Here is a 19092-nt window from a genome sequence, read left to right as displayed (position 1 = left end):
AACTAGGCCTGTGCTGCTGCGGCAGCAGCAATGGTGGCTGCGCCGGCGCCCGTGGCGTAACGGTCGTAGCCTTCTTCTTCGAGGCGGTCGGCCAATTCAGGGCCGCCCTCTTCGACGACCTGGCCATCAACAAACACGTGGACGAAGTCCGGCTTGATGTAGCGCAGGATACGGGTGTAGTGCGTGATGAGCAAGGTACCCATGTTGCCCGTGGCGTGGGCGCGGTTGACGCCCTCGGAGACGACCTTGAGCGCGTCGACGTCCAGGCCGGAGTCGGTCTCGTCAAGCACGGCGAACTTCGGCTTGAAGAGTTCGAGCTGGAGGATCTCCACGCGCTTCTTCTCGCCGCCGGAGAAGCCCTCGTTGACATTACGCTGTGCGAAGTCGGCGTCGATGCGGAGGAGCTGCATGGCCGCCTTGACGTCCTTGGTCCAGGTGCGGAGGGCAGGTGCTACGCCATCGATTGCCGTTTTGGCGGTGCGCAGGAAGTTGGTCATGGTGACACCCGGAACCTCTACGGGGTACTGCATGGCCAGGAAGACGCCTGCACGGGCACGCTGGTCAACGCTCATGGCCAATACGTCTTCGCCGTCGAGAGTAATGGTGCCCCTCGTGACGTTGTAGCGCGGGTGGCCGGCGATGGTGGACGCCAAGGTAGACTTGCCCGAACCGTTGGGGCCCATGATTGCGTGGGTCTCGCCGGTCTTGATGGTCAGGCTGACGCCCTTCAGGATCTCTTTGGTGCCCTGCTCCGTCTCGATGCTGACGTGCAGGTCCTTGATCTCAAGAGTAGACATGCTCTTCTTTCTTTCGTAAGTCTTTAGGCACTTGGCGCTCAGTAGTTCTGTACTGAGGCGCCGTTCACAACGTTGGTCACGTCCACGTAGACGTCATCACCGTCGAGGGTGACGGCGAAGACCGGGACGGGGTCATAGGCAGGGAGCTGCAAGGGCTGTCCGGTGCGGAGATCGAACTGGGAGCCGTGGCCCCAGCATTCGATCGCGCAGCCTTCGATTTCACCCTCGGCGAGAGAAATGTCCGCATGCGAGCAGGTGTCGCCGATGGCGTGGATCTGTCCCATCGAGTCCTTGACGATGGCTACGGGGTAGTCATCGATCAGGATGCGCAGCGCCTGCTTGACCTGGATCTCGTTGGCGTTGCATACCAGTTCGCCTTGTGGCTGTTCGCTCATAGTCTGTTTTCCCTGCTTGGCTTGAATTAGTTGTCGCTCGCGGCAAGCTCGCGCTCAACAGCTTCGGTGAGGCGCTCTTCGAGTGCCGGTACCTTGATCTGCTGGATGATCTCGTTGAGGAAGCCACGGACCACCAAACGGCGGGCGACGTCCTCCGGGATGCCGCGTGCCATGAGGTAGAACAAGTGCTCGTCATCGAAGCGGCCGGTGGCGCTGGCGTGGCCGGCACCCTCGATCAGGCCGGTTTCGATTTCGAGGTTCGGCACGGAGTCCGCGCGTGCACCGTCGGTGAGGACCAGGTTGCGGTTGGCCTCGTAAGAGTCGGTGCCTTCTGCTTCCTTGCGGATCAGGACGTCGCCCACCCACACGGTGTGTGCGTTGCGGCCCTGCAGGGCACCCTTGTACAGCACGCGGGACTTGCAGTTGGCCACGGCGTGGTCCACGAAAAGCCGCTGCTCGAGGTGCTGGCCGGCGTCGGCGAAGTACAAGCCGAACATCTCGGCTTCCGCGCCCGGCCCGGTGAAGCGCGTGGACGGAGTCATGCGCACGACGTCGCCGCCGAGGCTGACTACGATGTGCTTGAACTTGGCGTCACGGCCCAGCTTGGCTTGCTGCGAAGAGGCGTGAACGGCGTCGTCGTTCCACTCCTGGAGCGAGATGACCGTCAGGTCCGCGCCGTCTTCGACGAGGATTTCGACGTTCTCCGAAACGATCGCACTGCCCTGGTGGTCCAGGACGATCCGGGACTTGGAGAAGCGGCCTGCCACGATCACGATGTGCTGGGCGGAAGCTTCAGCGGAGGTGCCGGTCAGCAGGACGGACACTTCGCCGTCGAGCTGGAGCTCGGCGGGCACCGTGATGACGGTGGCCTCGGTGAAGTTCTCCCAGGCATTCGCGGACACGCGGTCCTCCGGAATGGCTGCCGAGCCGATGCGCTTGTCGTCCCGCCCCACGGTCTCGACGACGACGCCCTCCGGGGCGGTAACGGCGACGGACGGTGCCGAACCGGAGAGGACCTCGTTGTGAAGGCCGCGAAGCCGCTTGAGCGGGGTGAAGCGCCAGTCTTCTTCCAACCCGGTGAGGGGCTTGAAGTCAGCCAGCTTGTACGAGGTCAGACGACCTGCGCGCGAACTGTCCGGAATTCCGACGCCGCCGCCGTGGGAGTGGCTCTTGGCCGAGGCGCCCGCGAGCGGTCCGGCCGAAGGCGCCTGTTCCGACGTCTTTTCCGAGGTGGAAGACGTGTTGGTACCGGTGTTGACCGGTGAGAGGTTCTCGCCCTCTTCGGTGAATCCGTCGATAAACGGCTTGGCTGATGGCGCGCCGATGCGGGCCTTTTCAGTAGTGATTTCAGTCATTGCTAACCGACGGATCCTTCCATCTGCAGTTCAATCAGGCGGTTGAGTTCAAGGGCGTATTCCATTGGCAACTCACGGGCAATCGGCTCAATAAAGCCGCGCACGATCATGGCCATGGCCTCGTCCTCGGGCATACCGCGAGACATCAGATAGAAGAGCTGCTCCTCACTGACTCGGGAAACGGTGGCCTCGTGACCCATCACCACGTCATCCTCGCGGATGTCGATGTAGGGATAGGTGTCGGAACGGGAAATGGTGTCTACCAACAAAGCATCGCAACGCACGGTGTTGGCGGAGTGCTTGGCGCCTTCGCGGACCTGGACCAGGCCGCGGTAGGCTGCACGACCGCCGCCGCGGGCCACGGACTTGGAAATGATCGAGCTCTTGGTGTTCGGCGCGATGTGGACCATCTTCGAGCCGGTGTCCTGGTGCTGGCCTTCGCCGGCGAAGGCGATGGACAAGGTCTCACCCTTGGCGTGCTCGCCGACGAGGTAGACGGCCGGGTACTTCATGGTCACCTTGGAGCCGATGTTGCCATCGATCCATTCCATGGTGGCGCCTTCTTCGCAGATGGCGCGCTTGGTAACCAGGTTGTACACGTTGGTGGACCAGTTCTGGATGGTCGTGTAACGGACGCGGGCGCCCTTCTTCACGATGATTTCCACCACGGCGGAGTGCAGGGAGTCCGAAGTGTAGATCGGAGCGGTGCAGCCTTCGATGTAGTGGACGTAGGAGTCCTCGTCCGCGATGATCAGGGTGCGCTCGAACTGGCCCATGTTCTCGGTGTTGATGCGGAAGTAGGCCTGCAGCGGGATGTCAACGTGGACGCCCTTGGGGACGTACACGAAGGAACCGCCGGACCACACGGCCGTGTTCAGCGACGCGAACTTGTTGTCGCCCACCGGAATGATGGTGCCGAAATACTCCTGGAAGATCTCCGGGTGCTCGCGGAGCGCGGTGTCGGTGTCCAGGAAGATCACGCCCTGGGCTTCCAGGTCCTCGCGGATCTGGTGGTACACGACCTCGGACTCGTACTGCGCGGCCACGCCGGACACGAGGCGGCTGCGCTCGGCTTCCGGGATACCCAGCTTCTCGTAGGTGTTGCGGATGTCCTCCGGGAGGTCTTCCCACGTGGCAGCCTGCTTCTCCGTGGAGCGCACGAAGTACTTGATGTTGTCGAAGTCAATGCCTGAGAGGTCTGCACCCCAGGTGGGCATGGGCTTGCGGTCGAAGTACTTCAAGCCCTTCAGGCGGAGGTCCAGCATCCACTGCGGCTCGCTCTTCTTCGCCGAAATGTCGCGGACTACCTCTTCGTTGAGCCCACGGCGTGCGTTGGCGCCGACGTCGTTCTTGTCAGCCCATCCGTACTCGTAGGTGCCAATACCGTGCAGCTCGGGATTCTTCTCCAGAATCTCCGAGATCACAGCACCGTCAGCTAGCGCTTTCTCTGCTGTTCCTTCAGCTAATTGACCCGTCATCACGGCCTTTCTTACTGATTGTTGGATTCGACATGGGGCGCGGCCGGCAGCTTCGGAAACCCGAGGGCCTCCTTGGCGGCTGGCCTGCCTGTAGGAATGTGGGTTGTGCAGACATGCCCGCCCTGCGCGAGGGTGGAGAGCCTGCGGACATCGACGCCGACCAAACGGGAAAACAGTTCGGTCTCAGTGTCGCAAAAAACGGGAAATTCCGCGGCGAGCTGCTGGATGGGGCAATGGCCCTGGCACAGCTGGACACTCGAGAGGGAAGCGGGCAAAGGCGCCTTGGTCTCGATCGACGCAGCCGACGCAACGTATCCGTCCCTGCTCAGCGCCTTGGACAGCGCCACAGCGCGAGCCGCAATGTCGGAGCCCGCCAGGTCGACTTCGGGCGCGTAGCGCTGTTCCATCTCGGCGAAGCGCTCTACCGCGTAGTCCCTCACGGCTCCTTCGCCTGCGAGGTCGCGGAGCCGCCGCAACGCGGAACTGGCAATGTTCAGGTAGTCATCCCCGAGCTTCGACTGCCCCTGGGAGCTGAGGACATAGCGACGGGCCGGCCGGCCTGCACCGGCACCCGCCTTCGCGACGCGTTTTACCTCGATGACCCCGGCGCGCTGAAGGTGATCCAGGTGCCGGCGGACAGCTGCGGGGGTGAAGCCCAGCATGTCGCCAAGTTCCGCGGCGCTGACAGGGCCGTGCTCCAACACCGCGTTGAGAACACGGTCCCGTGTGCGGTCTTCCGCGTCAGCCACGCCAACGGCTGCGCCACCGGGCACAGGCAAGACCGCGCTGTGCCCTGCGGGCACGGAAACAGAACTCCTCATGGAATACACAACACAATCATGTCGTAATTTAGTCCGCGCATCCAGTAAGGCAAGGCTGGCCTGCGGGACCACGCCCGCCGCACCCCTACTACTTCACGTAGAATACTTTGGTGCGATCCCCCGAATCCCCTGTCCTCACCATCGATGGACTCATCAAGGACGTAGGCCCGCTGGCTTCCCTTGACGGCAAGATGCTCCGGGTAGTCAGCGGCTTGTCCATGTTCGCAGAACGCGGCCAGATCACTGCCTTGCTGGGTGCCAACGGCGCGGGCAAGACAACAACGCTCGAATGCGCGCAGGGCCTTCAAAAGCGTACAGGCGGCCGCATCGAACTCCTCGGCGAAGACCCTGACACGGCCGGCGCGAACCTTCGTTCACGCGTCGGCGTGATGCTGCAGGACGGCGGCCTCCCGCCGTCGGCCCGTCCCATCCCGTTGCTTCGGCACATCGCCGGCATGTACCAAAACCCGCTTCCCTTGGACGGACTCGTTGAGCGCCTGGGCATCGACGCGTTCAGCCGCACCGGCGTCCGGCGCTTGTCCGGCGGCCAAAAGCAACGGCTCTCGCTTGCGGCTGCCCTGATCGGCAACCCCGAAGTCCTGTTCCTGGACGAGCCGAGCGCGGGACTCGATCCCCAGTCCCGCCAAATCGTCTTTGAGCTCATCGCCGAACTACGGGACGCCGGCATGGGTATCATCCTCACCACGCACCTCATGGATGATGCCCAGAGGCTCGCGGACTACGTTTACATCATCGACGCCGGTCACAACGTCGCAGAGGGCACCGTCGCCGACTTGTTGAGCCACGGCCACGAGGCCATGGACGGGGTGACCGAACGCACCTTGTTCTTTGATGCCCCGGCCGGCCTCGACATTGCCGCGGCCATCGGCGACGAACTAACTATCACCGAAAGCCGGGCAGGCAGCTACGCAATCGCAGGCACACTGACGCCGCAGCATCTGGCGAAGCTCACGGCCTGGTGGGCCGAGAAGGGAATCATGCCGGCGTCCCTCCGCTTGGAGGCGCGCAGCTTGGAAGACGTTTTCCTGGACATTTCCGGAAGGGACATCCGATGACCAGCGCAACCCCCGCCGTCAGCACACCCCACGCCGGGCCCGCGCCGTTGATGCGCAGGATCCTGCTGCAGGGCCGCTACGAAACCTTGACCATGATCCGGAACGGTGAGCAGCTGATCCTCGCGGTGATCATGCCCTTGCTGGCTTTGGTGGGACTCACCGTCACACCGCTGCTCGATGGCCTGGGCGCCAGTCGAGTGGACATCGCGACGCCGGGCGTTCTCGCTCTGTGTGCCATGTCCACGGCATTCACCGGCCAGGGTATCGCCACGGGCTTCGATCGCCGCTACGGCGTGCTCCGCTTCCTCTCGACCACTCCCTTGGGCCGGACCGGCCTCATCGCAGGCAAGATCATCGCCGTCTTGGCCGTCCTGGTTCTCCAGGTCCTGGTGATCGGTGCCGTAGCCGCGTTGCTGGGCTGGCATCCGCGCCCCGAAGGCTGGCTTCCCGGCCTGGGGCTTTTGGTTCTCGGTGCTGCCGCTTTCACCGCGCTCGGGCTCCTGGTTGCCGGCACCGTGCGGCCGGAGGCAACCCTCGCCATCACCAACCTGCTCTGGATCCTGCTGGGCGCCCTCGGCGGAATCGTCGTTCCTGCCGAGCGCTTGCCGGACCTGGCACAGAACATCGTGCACTTCCTGCCCTCGGGGGCCCTGGGGCAGTCGCTCAGGGACGCTTTCCTCCATGGCAGCGTGTCCCCGCCCTACGTTCTTGTGCTGCTCCTGTGGACGATTGTCCCTGGCGCTGCCGCCGTCCGCTGGTTCAAATGGAACTGAGCGTCCCGTTGTGGAACCGAACCGTCAGCGTGAATTGAGTACCGAGAATTGAGAAAACCGTGAGCACGGCTTCCCGCCTCCCGAAGTCCATCCAGCAGTTGACCGCCAAGCTCCCCACGGAGGTCAATAGCACCATCCTCAGGCTGGCCATGTTGTCCCTGATCGGCCAGGTGGTCCTGGTGGTCACCGGCGGCGCGGTCCGGCTGACATCCTCGGGGCTCGGCTGCCCGACATGGCCACGCTGCACCAGCGGCTCCCTGGTGAACACGCCGGAGATGGGCATCCACGGCTTCATCGAATTCGGCAACCGCATGCTTACATTCGCCTTGGCCGCCGTCGCCGTCCTGATGCTGGTGTATTTGTGGAACCTCCGCAAGGAACGCCGGGACCTTTTCCTCCTGGCGGTGGGCCTGCTCGCCAGCATTCCGGCACAAGCCATCATCGGCGGCATCACCGTGCTGTCCAATCTGAACCCCTGGGTTGTCGGACTGCACTTCCTGGTTTCCATGGCCCTAGTCGTCTTCTCCACGCTCCTGGTCAACCGCGCCTATGGCCGGACCGGCCGCTTCATGAAACGGCCGTTGGCAGCGATTCCGGGCGCCATGAGCCCTGTCATGACCGCCGTCGCGTTTTTCTCGGCAGTTGCGGTGTGCCTCGGCGTCGTGGTGACTGGCGCCGGACCCCACGCCGGGGACGCCAACGCGCCGCGGAACGATCTCGACTGGGATCTCTTCTCGCACATCCACGCAGTACCGGCGTACCTCATCACGGCGGGAGCCGTCTTCGCCGTCTACTTCGTCCTGCGAAGGGGAATCAGCGGCGCGTTCCGCACCGCGGCGCTTCTGCTGCTAGGCGTGACGGTCCTGCAGGCCGTCATTGGCTTTGCCCAGTACTACAACGGGATCCCTGCCCTCCTTGTTGGCGCCCACATGTTGGGTGCCGCCCTGCTCATGAGTGCCGCCACGAACGCGGCGGATGTGGCAAGGTTCAGCCCGAAGCTCTAGCCCCTGGCGGCTAATGGCCTCTGCGTAATCCAAAGGGAAGACCCTCCCTCACGTCATGGGACGTGAGGGAGGGTCTTCTGTTTTACCCCTATAAGTGAGCGGGCGTTTGGGAAAACGGCCCTACAGGTGAGCGGGCGTCCTGCAGGTGAGCGGGCGTCCTGCGGTGACGCGGGCGTCAGCCGCCGATGATCGGGGAACCGATGAACGGGTCCACCGCGAGGGCAATGAAGAGAAGCGTCAGGTAGCTGATGGAACCATGGAAGACCTTCATGGCTCCCTTGTTCGAGACGTCGCCGCCTTGCGCCCGGTTGTAGAGGGCGTGGGATTCATAGAGGAACCAAGCACCCGCGAGGACTGCGGCGATGGTGTACACCCAGCCCGCGCGGCCCACCGGCACCAAAAGCAGCGAGCACACCACCATGGCCCAGGCGTACAGGACAACCTGGACGGAAACCACCTTGGCACCGGCGATGGCGCCCAGCATGGGGACGTTGGCGTTGCGGTAGTCCTCGCCGTACCGCATGGACAACGGCCAGTAGTGCGGAGGAGTCCACAGGAAAATCACCATGAAGAGCACGACGGCGGGCCACTCGACAGTGTTCGTCACCGCCGCCCAGGCGATCAGCACAGGGAAGCAGCCGGCCGCACCGCCCCATACGATGTTCTGTGCCGTGCGGCGCTTGAGGATCATCGTGTAGATGACAACGTAGAAAACAATCGCACCAAGACCGAGCCACGCCGACAGCGGGTTGGCCCCGAACCACAGGATGGCGATGGAGGCCGCTCCCAGGATCCACGCGAAGACGAGTGCTTCGCGGGGGGTGACTTCGCCCGTCACGAGGGGCCGCTTTTCAGTGCGGTGCATCAACTTGTCGATGTCGCGGTCGATGTAGCAGTTGAAGACCCCTGCGCTGCCGGCGGCGAAGGCGCCGCCCACCAACGTGGCCAGGATCAAGCCGATGGAGGGGAAGCCCCGTTGCGCGAAGATCATGGTGGGCAGGGTGCTGACCAGCAGCAATTCGATCACGCGGGGTTTGGTCAGTGCCAGATACGCCTTGAACTTACGGGACATTCCGCGCTTCCCCACAGCCGGGGAAGCATTGAGGGGCGTATCTGTTGTGCTCACGTTGGCAGTCACTCTGTTCTTTGCTGGTGTTGTCAAGGCGGGTTTCCCGCGGTGGCGGCACCCCGGTTCGGCCTCCAGATATCATACCGTGGCCTCTCCGACGCCACGGCACCCGGAACTTTCCCTTGTTTCCGAAAGTTCACCGGCACTTTGCCGCCGCCGTGATTCATAAAACGGAATATGCGTCCATTTTTTGAGATTCCCACCATTCGGGGCGGCGAACCGGGCTAAGCTGTCTGCAGATCAGCTCACGCAAGGTTCTGAGAAAGCGTATTCTCAGACTTGTATGTCTGGATGATAGATCAACGTTTCAATGGTGAACGGCTGGTAGGAACTTCGCAGCGGGCGCCATCCTGTGCCCGAGGCTTGCCATGTGCCGTCACCAGCCGTCAGCACAGAGAGGGGCTCGGTTTACGTGCCACATTTGGAAGAGCAAGAACTGACTTGGACAAGCCTGGACCAGCGCGCCGTGGACACCGTCCGCGTTTTGGCCGCTGACGCCGTCGAGAAGGTCGGCAACGGTCACCCCGGCACGGCCATGAGCCTTGCACCGGCCGCCTACCTGCTGTTCCAGAAGCTGATGCGCCACGACCCGAAGCACCCGGACTGGATCGGCCGTGACCGGTTCATCCTGTCCCCCGGACACACATCGCTGACCCTGTACATCCAGCTGTTCCTTTCCGGCTACGGCCTGGAGCTGAAGGACCTCGAGGCCCTGCGCACCTGGGGATCGCTGACCCCCGGCCACCCCGAGTACAAGCACACCGCCGGCGTCGAGATCACCACCGGCCCTCTGGGCCAGGGCCTGGCCTCGTCGGTCGGCTTCGCGTACTCGCAGCGCCGGATGCGCGGCCTGTTCGACGCCGATGCTCCGGCCGGCGAGAGCCCGTTCGACCACACCATCTGGGTTATCGCCTCCGACGGCGACCTCCAGGAAGGCGTCACCTCGGAAGCTTCTTCCCTGGCCGGGCACCAGGAACTGGGCAACCTTGTGGTGATCTACGACGAGAACCACATCTCCATCGAAGACGACACCGACGTGGCCTTCACCGAAGACGTCCTCAAGCGCTACGAGGCCTATGGCTGGCACACCCAGCGCGTGGACTGGACCAAGACCGGCGAATACGTCGAAGACGTCCAGGAACTCTACGGCGCCCTGCTCGCCGCGAAGGCCGAGACGTCCAAGCCGTCCATCATCTCGCTGCGCACCATCATCGGCTACCCGGCACCCAAGAAGCAGAACACCGGCAAGATCCACGGTTCCGCCCTCGGTGCCGAAGAAGTCGCAGCACTGAAGGAAGTCCTGGGCTTCGACCCCGAGCGTTCCTTCCAGGTTGACGAGGACGTCCTCGCACATGCCCGTGCCGTCGTCGAACGCGGCGCAGCCGAGCGCAGCGAATGGCAGGCATCCTTCGAGGCGTGGCAGACCGCCAACCCCGAGGGCGCGGCGCTGCTTGAGCGCATCGAGGCCAAGAAGCTTCCCGTCGAGCTCGACGCCGCGCTGCCGGTATTCGAAGCAGGCAAGGAAGTTTCCACCCGCGCCGCTTCCGGCAAGGTCCTGAACGCGATCGGCCCGGTCCTTCCGGAACTGTGGGGCGGTTCCGCCGACCTCGCCGAGTCCAACAACACCACCATCGAGGGTTCGCCGTCGTTCATCCCGGCCTCGCGCTCGACCGGTGCATGGAAGGGCAACCCTTACGGCAGGGTGCTGCACTTTGGTATCCGCGAGCACGCGGCCGCGTCGATCGTGAACGGCATCTCGCTGCACGGCCGGACCCGGGCGTTCTCCGGCACGTTCCTGATCTTCAGCGACTACCAGCGTCCCGCGATCCGCCTCGGCGCCCTCATGGGTGTCCCGTCGCTGTACGTCTGGACCCACGACTCGATCGGCCTTGGCGAAGACGGCCCCACCCACCAGCCAGTGGAACAGCTGTCGACCCTCCGCGCCATCCCGGGCCTGGACGTTGTCCGTCCCGGCGACGCCAACGAGGTTGCCGCAGCATGGAAGACCATGCTGGAGAACCACGAGAACCCGGCAGGCATCGTGCTGACCCGCCAGAACATCCCGACCTACGCACGCGGCGAAGGCCTTGCCGAGGGTGACACCTTCGGCTCCACCGCCGGCGTCGCCAAGGGCGGCTACGTCCTGGCAGAGGCTTCGAAGGACGGCGCCACGGTCCCGGCCCAGGTCATCCTGATCGGCACCGGTTCCGAGGTCCAGCTCGCGGTGAACGCCCGCGAAGCGCTCCAGGCCGAAGGCATCGCCACCCGCGTCGTCTCCATGCCGTGCGTCGAGTGGTTCAACAAGCAGGACTCTGCGTACCGCGATTCCGTGCTCCCGGCCGCCGTCAAGGCCCGCGTCTCGGTCGAGGCCGGCCTGGCACTGGGCTGGAAGGAATTCGTCGGCGACGCCGGGCGCTCCATCAGCCTCGAGCACTTCGGCGCCTCGGCAGACTACAAGCGCCTCTTCAAGGAGTTCGGCATCACGGCAGAAGCAGTCGCCGCCGCCGCCAGGGACTCCCTCGCGGGTCTCAGTAGCTGAAAACGCTTCTGAGACGAATCCGACAGCAACGAACAGATTTCCAAGGAGATTAAAGAAATGACTACGACTCCCACCCAGCAGCTTTCCGACGCCGGTGTGTCCATCTGGCTTGACGACCTTTCCCGGGAACGCCTTTCCAGCGGCAGCCTGCAGAAGCTCATCGAAGAGAAGAATGTCGTTGGTGTCACCACCAACCCGTCTATCTTCCACGCCGCCATCACCGCCGGCAGCGACTACGACGCCGTGATCGCCGAAGAGGCCGCCAAGGGCGCTTCCGTCGAAGAGACTGTCTTCGAGATCACCACCACCGACGTCGCCGACGCCTGCGACCTCTTCGCACCGGTCGCGGCAGCGAGCAACGGCGTCGACGGCCGTGTCTCCATCGAGGTGGACCCCCGCCTGGCGTGGGACACGGAAGGCACCATCGCCGAGGCCAAGCACCTGTACAAGAAGGTCAACAAGGACAACGTCCACATCAAGATCCCGGCAACCCTTGAGGGCCTCGCCGCCATCACGGCGACCCTGGCCGAGGGCATCAGCGTCAACGTGACCCTGATCTTCTCCCTGGAGCGCTACCGCGCGGTCATCAACGCTTTCCAGTCCGGCCTGGAGCTGGCCAAGGAAAACGGCCACGACCTCTCCAAGATCCACTCGGTGGCATCCTTCTTTGTGTCCCGCGTGGACTCCGAGATCGACAAGCGACTCAATGCCCTCGGCACCGATGAAGCCAAGGCCCTCAAGGGCAAGGCCGGCGTTGCCAACGCCCGCCTGGCGTACCAGGTCTACGAAGAGCTGTTCTCCACCGAGCGTTGGGCAGTCCTGGCTGAGGCCGGCGCGCTCCCCCAGCGCCCGCTCTGGGCTTCCACCGGCGTCAAGGACCCGGCCTACCCGGACACCCTGTACGTGACCGAACTGGTCGCCGCCGGCGTCGTCAACACCATGCCGGAAAAGACCCTCGACGCCACGTTCGACCACGGCGTGGTCACGGGTGACACCGTCTCCGGCACGTACGAGGAAGCGAACAACGTCCTCAACGCACTGGAGGGCCTGGGCATCTCCTACAACGACGTCGTCGCAATCCTCGAATCCGAGGGCCTGGACAAGTTCGTCGCCAGCTGGAAGGAACTTCTGGCCGACGTCGAAGGTGCCCTCGCCTCTGCACGGAAGGCTTCCTAACCCACATGAGCACTCTCAGCTACGACGCCAGCGGTGCTGCGCAGCAGGCCATCGAGCAGCACATCCCGGCACTTGTCGAAGACCGGATTGCCACGAGGATTTTCGCCAAGGACCACACTTTGTGGGGTCCGGATGCCGAATCCGAATCCGCCATCCGGCTCGGATGGGTGGAAGCGGCAACCGTTTCCCAGCCCTTGGTCGAAGGGATCCTGGAACTCCGGGATGCCCTCCGGGCCGAAGGCGTCTCCCGCATTGTCCTGTGTGGCATGGGCGGCTCTTCGCTTGCCCCCGAGGTCATTGCCGGCACCGCTGGCGTCGAGCTGACCGTGTTGGACAGCACAGACCCCGAACAGGTCGGTGCTGCCCTCGCGGACCGCCTGGCCGAGACCGCCATCGTGGTCTCTTCCAAGTCAGGCTCCACCGTGGAAACCGACTCCCAGCGACGGGTATTCGAGCAGGCCTTCACCGAGGCCGGCATCGATGCCAAGAGCCGCATCGTCATCGTGACCGATCCCGGGTCCCCGCTGGACAAGGCCTCCCGTGAAGCCGGCTACCGTGCCGTCTTCAACGCGGATCCGAACGTCGGCGGTCGCTTTTCGGCCCTGACGGCTTTCGGCTTGGTCCCCAGTGGCCTCGCCGGAGTAGACATCCAGGCGTTCCTGGATGAGGCCGAGGAAGCAGCGGAAATCCTCAACGAGGACTCCCCCGAAAACATCGGGCTCCGGCTCGGTGCCGCACTGGGCGGAACCACCCCTCTGCGCAACAAGATCGTCATCGTCGAAGACGGTTCCGGCATTGTCGGCTTTGCCGATTGGGCCGAACAGCTCATCGCCGAGTCCACCGGCAAGCTCGGCACGGGTGTTCTGCCGGTTGTGGCAGGTCCTTCCGCGCCGGAGGTCAGCGGCGGCGCGGACGACGTCCTGGTGATCCGCCTCGTCGGCGCGGAGTCCGACGTCGAACTCGGCGAAAACGAAGCCGCCATTGCCGGTGGCCTGGCCACCCAGATGTTCGTCTGGGAATTCGCCACCTCGGTGGCAGGTCGCCTGCTTGGCATCAACCCCTTTGACCAGCCCGACGTCGAGGCAGCCAAGATTGCCGCTCGCGGCCTGCTGGACGCACGTCCCGAGCCGACGCCGGCGAACTTCGTGGACGGCGCGATCGAGGTCCGCGGGGGTGCGTGGCTCGGCGACGCGGCTACGGCCGCAGATGCCGTCAAGGCGCTCCTCGGTGAACTCGGCACGGACGGCTACCTGAGCGTCCAGGCATATTTCGACCGGATCGCGTTCGCTCAACTAGAAGGCATCCGCGACGAACTCGCCGGAGTCAGCGGCCGGCCGGTCACTTTCGGCTGGGGCCCGCGCTTCCTGCACTCCACCGGACAATTCCACAAGGGCGGACCGGCCATCGGCTCGTTCCTGCAGGTTACGGCTTCCGCGACAGGCGACATCGCCATCCCGGAACGCCCGTTCACTTTCGGTCAACTGATTGCAGCCCAGGCGGCCGGCGACGCGCAGGTTCTCGAGAACCACGGCCGTCCGGTCCTGCGGCTGCACCTCACGGATCGTGGAGCCGGCGTAGCCCAGCTCCAGGAAATCGTCGCCGCATTGGCCGGCCAGGCCAGCGCGCTCGAAAGCTAAGGCACAAACCCAAACATGCCAGAAACACAAATCGGTTACAGGTCCACCGGAAAGGCAAGCCACCGCAATCCCCTCCGGGATCCCCGGGACCGGCGCCTGAACCGCATCGCAGGGCCTTCGTCATTGGTGTTCTTCGGAGTCACCGGTGACCTTGCCCGCAAGAAACTCATGCCGGCGGTCTACGACCTCGCCAACCGCGGGCTGTTGCCGCCGAGCTTCGCGCTCGTCGGCTTCGGCCGGCGGGACTGGAGCAACGAGGACTTCGCGGACGAGGTCAAGGAGAACGTCAAGGCGCACTCCCGCACCCCGTTCGACGACGCCGTCTGGAACCAGCTCTCCGAGGGCATCCGCTTCGTCCAGGGAGAGTTCGACGACGACCAGGCGTTCAAGCGCCTCGGCGCCACCCTTGATGAATTGGACGAGACCCGCGGCACGCGCGGCAATCACGGTTTCTACCTCTCCATCCCGCCCAAGGCCTTCGAGCAGGTCTGCCAACAGCTCTCCAAGCACGGGCTGGCGCAGGCCGGGGACGGCCAGTGGCGTCGGGTGGTCATCGAGAAGCCTTTCGGCCACGACCTGGAGTCCGCGCGCAAGCTCAACGACATCGTGGAGTCCGTCTTCCCGCCGGACGCGGTTTTCCGCATCGACCACTACCTGGGCAAGGAGACGGTCCAGAACATCCTGGCCCTGCGCTTCGCCAACCAGCTGTTCGAGCCTTTGTGGAATGCCAACTACGTGGACCACGTCCAGATCACCATGGCCGAGGATATCGGCACCGGCGGCCGGGCGGGATACTACGACGGCGTCGGGGCGGCCCGCGATGTCATCCAGAACCACCTGCTGCAGCTGCTGGCCCTGACGGCCATGGAGGAGCCCATCTCCTTCAACGCCGATGACCTGCGTGCCGAGAAGGAAAAGGTCCTGGCCGCGGTCAGGCTCCCCGAGGACCTGTCCACCCACTCTGCCCGCGGTCAGTTCACCGGCGGCTGGCAGGGCGGCGAACTCGTCCAGGGGTACCTTGAGGAAGACGGCATTCCGGCCGATTCCAAGACGGAAACCTACGCGGCCATCCGCCTGGACATCAACACCCGGCGCTGGGCCGGCGCGCCGTTCTACCTGAGGGCCGGCAAACGCCTGGGCCGGCGCGTCACGGAGATCGCGGTCGTGTTCAAGCGGGCACCCAACCTGCTCTTCCGCGGCCACGGCGAGGACGACTTCGGCCAGAACGCCGTCGTCATCCGGGTCCAGCCCGACGAGGGCGCCACCATCCGCTTCGGGTCCAAGGTTCCCGGCACGCAGATGGAAGTCCGGGACGTCACCATGGACTTCGGCTACGGACACTCGTTCACCGAGTCCAGCCCCGAAGCCTACGAACGCCTCATCCTGGACGTGCTGCTGGGCGAGCCGCCGCTCTTCCCTCGGCACCAGGAAGTCGAGGAGTCCTGGAAGATCCTGGACCCCTTCGAGGAATACTGGGCCGGACTCGACGAACAGCCCGAACCTTACGCTCCCGGCAGCTGGGGGCCGGCCTCGGCCGATGAGCTGCTTGCCCGCGACGGACGAACCTGGAGAAGGCCATGATCGTAGATCTTCCCGACACCACCACCTCCAAGATCTCCAAGAAGATCACCTCCCTGCGCGAGCAGGGAGGCGTGATCGCCCTGGGACGCGTCCTGACCCTCGTGGTCGTCACGAAGTCCGGTCTCGAGGAAGAAGCCATCGAGGCAGCCAACGAGGCCAGCCGCGAACACCCCTGCCGCATCATCGTCCTCGCGGACGCCGGCAACGAAGCGCCCAACCGCCTCGACGCCCAGATCCGGGTGGGCGGGGACGCCGGAGCTTCAGAGGTCATTGTCCTGCGCGGCTACGGCGAGCTCGCCAAGGAGAGCGAATCCCTCGTCGCGGCATTGCTCCTGCCCGACGCGCCGATCGTGGCCTGGTGGCCGCACGGCGCACCCGAGAACGCCTGCGAGACCTCCATCGGGCGCATCGCGCACCGCCGCATCACGGACTCCGCCAACGAGGCCGACCCCGCAGCAGCGCTGGCCCGGATCCGGAAGACGTACCGGGCAGGCGACACCGACCTCGCCTGGACCCGGCTGACCAACTGGCGCCTCCAGCTCGCCGCGGCGCTGGACCAGGTAGACGATTCCCCCGTCACTGCCATCGCCGTCGAGGGTGCTTCTGACTCACCCAGCACCCTGCTGCTGGCCGCCTGGCTCACGCTGTTCCTCGACGCTCCGGTCCAGATCGTCGCCGACCCGGCGGGAACGGGCATCCGCCGGGTGCGGCTGAGCCGCGCCACCGGCGACGTCCAGCTGGTCCGTCCCGGCCTCACCATCGCGGAACTGACCCAGCCGGGCCAGCCGGCCCAGCGGATTTCACTGCCGCGCCGCAGCCTGCGGGACTGCCTCGCCGAAGAACTGCGCCGCCTTGATCCGGACGATGTCTTCGGAGAAGTGATTACTATGGGACTGCCCCGAACCAATAGCAAGGAGTGACCGTCCCAGTGAGCGCCGACCCAAGAGTAAGCATCCATCCCGACTCCACTGTCCTTATGGCCGCGATCGCAGCACGGCTCATCACCAAGCTGGTGGACGTCCAGGACAAGCACGGGGAAGCCACTGTGGTCCTCACCGGCGGAACCGTGGGCATCGGCACCCTGAAAGCAGTGGCCGACTCACCCGCTGCGCCCGCGGTTGACTGGTCCCGGGTGAACTTCTGGTGGGGTGACGAGCGCTTCGTCGGCAAGGACAGCACGGACCGCAACACCGTCCAAGCGCATCAGGCATTGCTCTCCAGCCTGCCGGTGGACCCGGCCCGCGTGCACGAACCGGGCTCATCGGATGAGTTCGCCACCGCGGACGAGGCCGCAGCGGACTACGCGGCCCGGCTCAAGGCTGCCGCGGAAGCCGAGCACGCCGCGGACACTTCGGACGACCGTCCCGAGGAGGCCGGCGAGTTGCCCCGTTTCGACATCCTGCTGCTCGGTGTCGGTCCGGATGCACACATTGCATCGCTCTTCCCTGAGCAAGCGGGTATCCGGGTGAAGGACCGTACGGTCGTGGGGGTCGAGAACTCCCCCAAGCCGCCGCCGTCGAGGATTTCGCTGACCTTGCCCGCCATCAACTCCGCCCAGGAAATCTGGATGGTTGTGGCAGGCGAGGACAAGGCCGGAGCCGTGGGACTGGCCCTGGCCGGGGCCAACCCGGTCCAGGTTCCCGCCTCAGGTCCCAGCGGCCGCTCGAGGACCCTGTGGCTCATCGATGAGAATGCAGCCTCACGTGTCCCCCATCAGCTCGTCCGCAAGGACCCCGCGGGCGCGTAGCCGCTTGAGCGCTCCGGCCAGGACAATCTCCGCGTCCTGGCTGGAGCGTCTTTCTTTAACGTAATCCAGGTGGCTCTTGAAGACTTCGTCGTCCGCACGTTCCATCGTGGCTTCGCCCTGTTCGCGGACGGCAACCAGGCCACATTTCGGGCAGTCCCATCGGATCGGGATTTGATCTTCGGGGAGCTTAACGAAAACAAGCCGCGTTTCATGTCCCTTGGCGCACCAATAGGGAACACGAATACGCGGCAAGCTTTCGCCGACTACGGAGTCGGGTTGGTTCCTTGGGGCCGAACCAGCTGTTACGCCGGCCCGTGTGCCCCGGAATCCAGAAGTACCATGAACCATCGTCGATCCCCTTGAGAGTTCGGCTGCATGGCGCTGAAGGCCATGCAGCCTAGTCTAATGAGAGGACACCTCGAGTGCGAGGATCCGACGGCGGCAGTGCTAGGAGTCTCCGCCCGTGGTGAAACGCATGATGAGGCCAAGCCCGATGATCACGACGCCCCAAGTGCAGCCCAAGACGATGGTGAAGCGGTTGAGGTTTCGCTCTGCGACACCTGAAGAACTCAATCCTGAGCTCATGCCACCGCCAAACATATCGGACAACCCGCCGCCACGCCCCTTGTGGAGGAGGATGAGCAGCGTCAGCAGAAGACTGGTAATGCCCAGCAGGATCTGCAGAATGACTTGAAGAACGTCCACGACGGCCTTTCAGAAGAACGGAAAACGGGAGCGGAACCTAAAACGGACTAAGCCGCGTTGAGGTGGCTCTCGAACCTGACAATGTTAGCAAACTCGGCGGGGTCCAGGCTCGCGCCACCCACCAGCAGACCGTCGACGTCGCTTTCGGCCATGATCGCTGCCGCGTTGCTGGCCTTGACCGAACCGCCGTAGAGGAGGCGGGTCTTGGCGGCCACGGCATCGTCGAACAAGGATGCGAGCTCCGAACGGATCGCGGCGCACATCTCCTGTGCGTCTTCGGGACCGGCGACTTCGCCCGTCCCGATGGCCCAGACAGGCTCGTACGCGACAACCAGCTCGGCTGCCTGATCTGCGGCGAGGCCGTCGACTCCGGCGCGCAACTGGGCCAGCGTGTGCTCCACATGGGTGCCGGCCTGGCGGATCTCAAGGCCCTCGCCGACACACAAGACCGGCGTGACGTCGTGGCGGAAGGCTGCTTTGACCTTCGCGTTGAGGACCTGGTCATCCTCGTTGTGGATGGTGCGGCGTTCGCTGTGGCCCACCAGGACGTAGGCGCAACCGAGCTTGTTGAGGAACTGGCCGGAGATATCGCCGGTGTAGGCTCCGGAGTCGAACTGCGAAAGGTCTTGTCCGCCGTAGACGACGTCCAGTTCGTCGCCCTGGACGAGGGTCTGCACACCGCGCAGGTCGGTGAAGGGCGGGAAGACCGAAACCTCTACCCGGCTGTAGTCGTGCTTGGCGTCGGAGAGGGTCCATGCCAGCTTCTGCAGCAAGGTGATGCCCTGGACGTGGTCCATGTTCATCTTCCAGTTACCGGCAATGAAGGGCTTGCGGATGAAGTTTCCGTTGGCAGAAGTTGTCACGTGTGCTCCAAAGATG

The 19092-nt window shown here is 64.5% G+C and carries 18 protein-coding genes; 9 read left to right on the top strand and 9 right to left on the bottom strand.

The genetic code is table 11. The annotated features are described in order from the left end of the window. Positions 1–2 precede the first annotated feature (2 nt). From sufC to ACSVHC_RS20470, 5 genes are read right to left on the bottom strand one after another with little or no spacing between them, the layout of a single operon-like run. A complete protein-coding gene (gene sufC, locus ACSVHC_RS20490; RefSeq protein ID WP_265977540.1) occupies positions 3–797 on the bottom strand; it encodes a Fe-S cluster assembly ATPase SufC in 795 nt (264 codons plus the stop codon). A 38-nt stretch (positions 798–835) separates the two neighbouring features. Beyond that, entirely contained in the window at positions 836–1192 is a 357-nt protein-coding gene (locus ACSVHC_RS20485; protein WP_184735328.1) for a non-heme iron oxygenase ferredoxin subunit, read from the bottom strand. A 26-nt stretch (positions 1193–1218) separates the two neighbouring features. Beyond that, positions 1219–2547 carry a Fe-S cluster assembly protein SufD gene (gene sufD / locus ACSVHC_RS20480; RefSeq protein WP_437770256.1) on the bottom strand — a complete coding sequence of 443 codons (1329 nt, stop codon included), beginning with the start codon at positions 2545–2547 and terminating at the stop codon, positions 1219–1221. Positions 2548–2549: 2 nt separating this feature from the next. After that, positions 2550–4025: a Fe-S cluster assembly protein SufB gene (sufB, locus tag ACSVHC_RS20475; protein ID WP_234749436.1), complete on the bottom strand. Its 1476-nt coding sequence runs from the start codon at positions 4023–4025 to the stop codon at positions 2550–2552. A gap of 11 nt (positions 4026–4036) precedes the next feature. Next, the gene (locus ACSVHC_RS20470) at positions 4037–4855 is read right to left on the bottom strand and encodes a helix-turn-helix transcriptional regulator (RefSeq protein ID WP_439181259.1); all 819 of its coding nucleotides are present in this window, start codon (positions 4853–4855) and stop codon (positions 4037–4039) included. 101 nt (positions 4856–4956) lie between these two features. Between ACSVHC_RS20470 and ACSVHC_RS20465 the strand changes: the two genes are divergently transcribed. The 3 genes from ACSVHC_RS20465 to ACSVHC_RS20455 are packed head-to-tail and all read left to right on the top strand — an operon-like array spanning position 4957 to position 7699. After that, complete coding sequence (locus ACSVHC_RS20465) at positions 4957–5922, top strand: ABC transporter ATP-binding protein (RefSeq protein WP_437770257.1); 966 nt, start codon at positions 4957–4959, stop codon at positions 5920–5922. Further along, positions 5919–6695 (top strand): ABC transporter permease, encoded by a 777-nt coding sequence (locus tag ACSVHC_RS20460; protein ID WP_437770258.1) that lies wholly within the window; start codon positions 5919–5921, stop codon positions 6693–6695. The genes ACSVHC_RS20465 and ACSVHC_RS20460 overlap by 4 nt, the downstream gene beginning before the upstream one ends. Positions 6696–6754: 59 nt before the next feature. Beyond that, a complete protein-coding gene (locus ACSVHC_RS20455) occupies positions 6755–7699 on the top strand; it encodes a COX15/CtaA family protein (RefSeq protein WP_437770259.1) in 945 nt (314 codons plus the stop codon). 175 nt (positions 7700–7874) lie between these two features. Here ACSVHC_RS20455 and ACSVHC_RS20450 read toward each other — a convergent pair whose 3' ends face one another. Further along, complete coding sequence (locus tag ACSVHC_RS20450; protein ID WP_437770260.1) at positions 7875–8837, bottom strand: heme o synthase; 963 nt, start codon at positions 8835–8837, stop codon at positions 7875–7877. Between the two features lie 412 nt (positions 8838–9249). Here ACSVHC_RS20450 and tkt point away from each other — a divergent pair, with 412 nt between their 5' ends. From tkt to pgl, 6 genes are read left to right on the top strand one after another with little or no spacing between them, the layout of a single operon-like run. Continuing rightward, positions 9250–11367, top strand: coding sequence for a transketolase (gene tkt / locus ACSVHC_RS20445; RefSeq protein WP_437774028.1), 2118 nt, complete (start codon positions 9250–9252; stop codon positions 11365–11367). 57 nt (positions 11368–11424) lie between these two features. Beyond that, complete coding sequence (gene tal / locus ACSVHC_RS20440) at positions 11425–12543, top strand: transaldolase (protein WP_437770261.1); 1119 nt, start codon at positions 11425–11427, stop codon at positions 12541–12543. Positions 12544–12548: 5 nt separating this feature from the next. Continuing rightward, on the top strand, positions 12549–14180 hold the full coding sequence (locus ACSVHC_RS20435) for a glucose-6-phosphate isomerase (RefSeq protein WP_437770262.1): 1632 nt from the start codon (positions 12549–12551) through the stop codon (positions 14178–14180). A 15-nt stretch (positions 14181–14195) separates the two neighbouring features. After that, positions 14196–15761 carry a glucose-6-phosphate dehydrogenase gene (gene zwf, locus ACSVHC_RS20430; protein WP_437770263.1) on the top strand — a complete coding sequence of 522 codons (1566 nt, stop codon included), beginning with the start codon at positions 14196–14198 and terminating at the stop codon, positions 15759–15761. Further along, positions 15758–16681, top strand: a complete 924-nt coding sequence (locus tag ACSVHC_RS20425) for a glucose-6-phosphate dehydrogenase assembly protein OpcA (RefSeq protein WP_437770264.1) — start codon at positions 15758–15760, stop codon at positions 16679–16681. Before zwf ends, ACSVHC_RS20425 begins: the two co-directional genes overlap by 4 nt. A gap of 8 nt (positions 16682–16689) precedes the next feature. After that, a complete protein-coding gene (gene pgl, locus ACSVHC_RS20420) occupies positions 16690–17508 on the top strand; it encodes a 6-phosphogluconolactonase (protein WP_437770265.1) in 819 nt (272 codons plus the stop codon). Here pgl and ACSVHC_RS20415 read toward each other — a convergent pair. From ACSVHC_RS20415 to tpiA, 3 genes are all read right to left on the bottom strand, one after another. After that, the gene (locus ACSVHC_RS20415) at positions 17461–17856 is read right to left on the bottom strand and encodes an RNA polymerase-binding protein RbpA (protein ID WP_437770266.1); all 396 of its coding nucleotides are present in this window, start codon (positions 17854–17856) and stop codon (positions 17461–17463) included. The genes pgl and ACSVHC_RS20415 overlap by 48 nt on opposite strands. A 99-nt stretch (positions 17857–17955) precedes the next feature. After that, a complete protein-coding gene (secG, locus tag ACSVHC_RS20410; protein ID WP_234749463.1) occupies positions 17956–18213 on the bottom strand; it encodes a preprotein translocase subunit SecG in 258 nt (85 codons plus the stop codon). A 47-nt stretch (positions 18214–18260) separates the two neighbouring features. Further along, on the bottom strand, positions 18261–19076 hold the full coding sequence (gene tpiA / locus ACSVHC_RS20405; protein WP_437770267.1) for a triose-phosphate isomerase: 816 nt from the start codon (positions 19074–19076) through the stop codon (positions 18261–18263). Positions 19077–19092 lie beyond the last annotated feature (16 nt).

The sequence above is a fragment of the Arthrobacter sp. KNU-44 genome (assembly GCF_051843155.1).
In the GTDB taxonomy this organism is placed as follows: Bacteria; Actinomycetota; Actinomycetes; order Actinomycetales; family Micrococcaceae; genus Arthrobacter.
The sequence above is the reverse complement of the archived record's forward strand: the minus strand, read 5'-3'. Positions and strand labels throughout refer to the sequence as shown.

Coding starts and splice junctions, on each gene's coding strand:
- sufC (WP_265977540.1), bottom strand. CDS start 797: ATGTCTACTCTTGAGATCAAGGACCTGCACGTCAGCATCGAGACGGAG.
- ACSVHC_RS20485 (WP_184735328.1), bottom strand. CDS start 1,192: ATGAGCGAACAGCCACAAGGCGAACTGGTATGCAACGCCAACGAGATC.
- sufD (WP_437770256.1), bottom strand. CDS start 2,547: ATGACTGAAATCACTACTGAAAAGGCCCGCATCGGCGCGCCATCAGCC.
- sufB (WP_234749436.1), bottom strand. CDS start 4,025: ATGACGGGTCAATTAGCTGAAGGAACAGCAGAGAAAGCGCTAGCTGAC.
- ACSVHC_RS20460 (WP_437770258.1), top strand. CDS start 5,919: ATGACCAGCGCAACCCCCGCCGTCAGCACACCCCACGCCGGGCCCGCG.
- tal (WP_437770261.1), top strand. CDS start 11,425: ATGACTACGACTCCCACCCAGCAGCTTTCCGACGCCGGTGTGTCCATC.
- ACSVHC_RS20435 (WP_437770262.1), top strand. CDS start 12,549: ATGAGCACTCTCAGCTACGACGCCAGCGGTGCTGCGCAGCAGGCCATC.
- zwf (WP_437770263.1), top strand. CDS start 14,196: ATGCCAGAAACACAAATCGGTTACAGGTCCACCGGAAAGGCAAGCCAC.
- ACSVHC_RS20425 (WP_437770264.1), top strand. CDS start 15,758: ATGATCGTAGATCTTCCCGACACCACCACCTCCAAGATCTCCAAGAAG.
- ACSVHC_RS20415 (WP_437770266.1), bottom strand. CDS start 17,856: ATGGTTCATGGTACTTCTGGATTCCGGGGCACACGGGCCGGCGTAACA.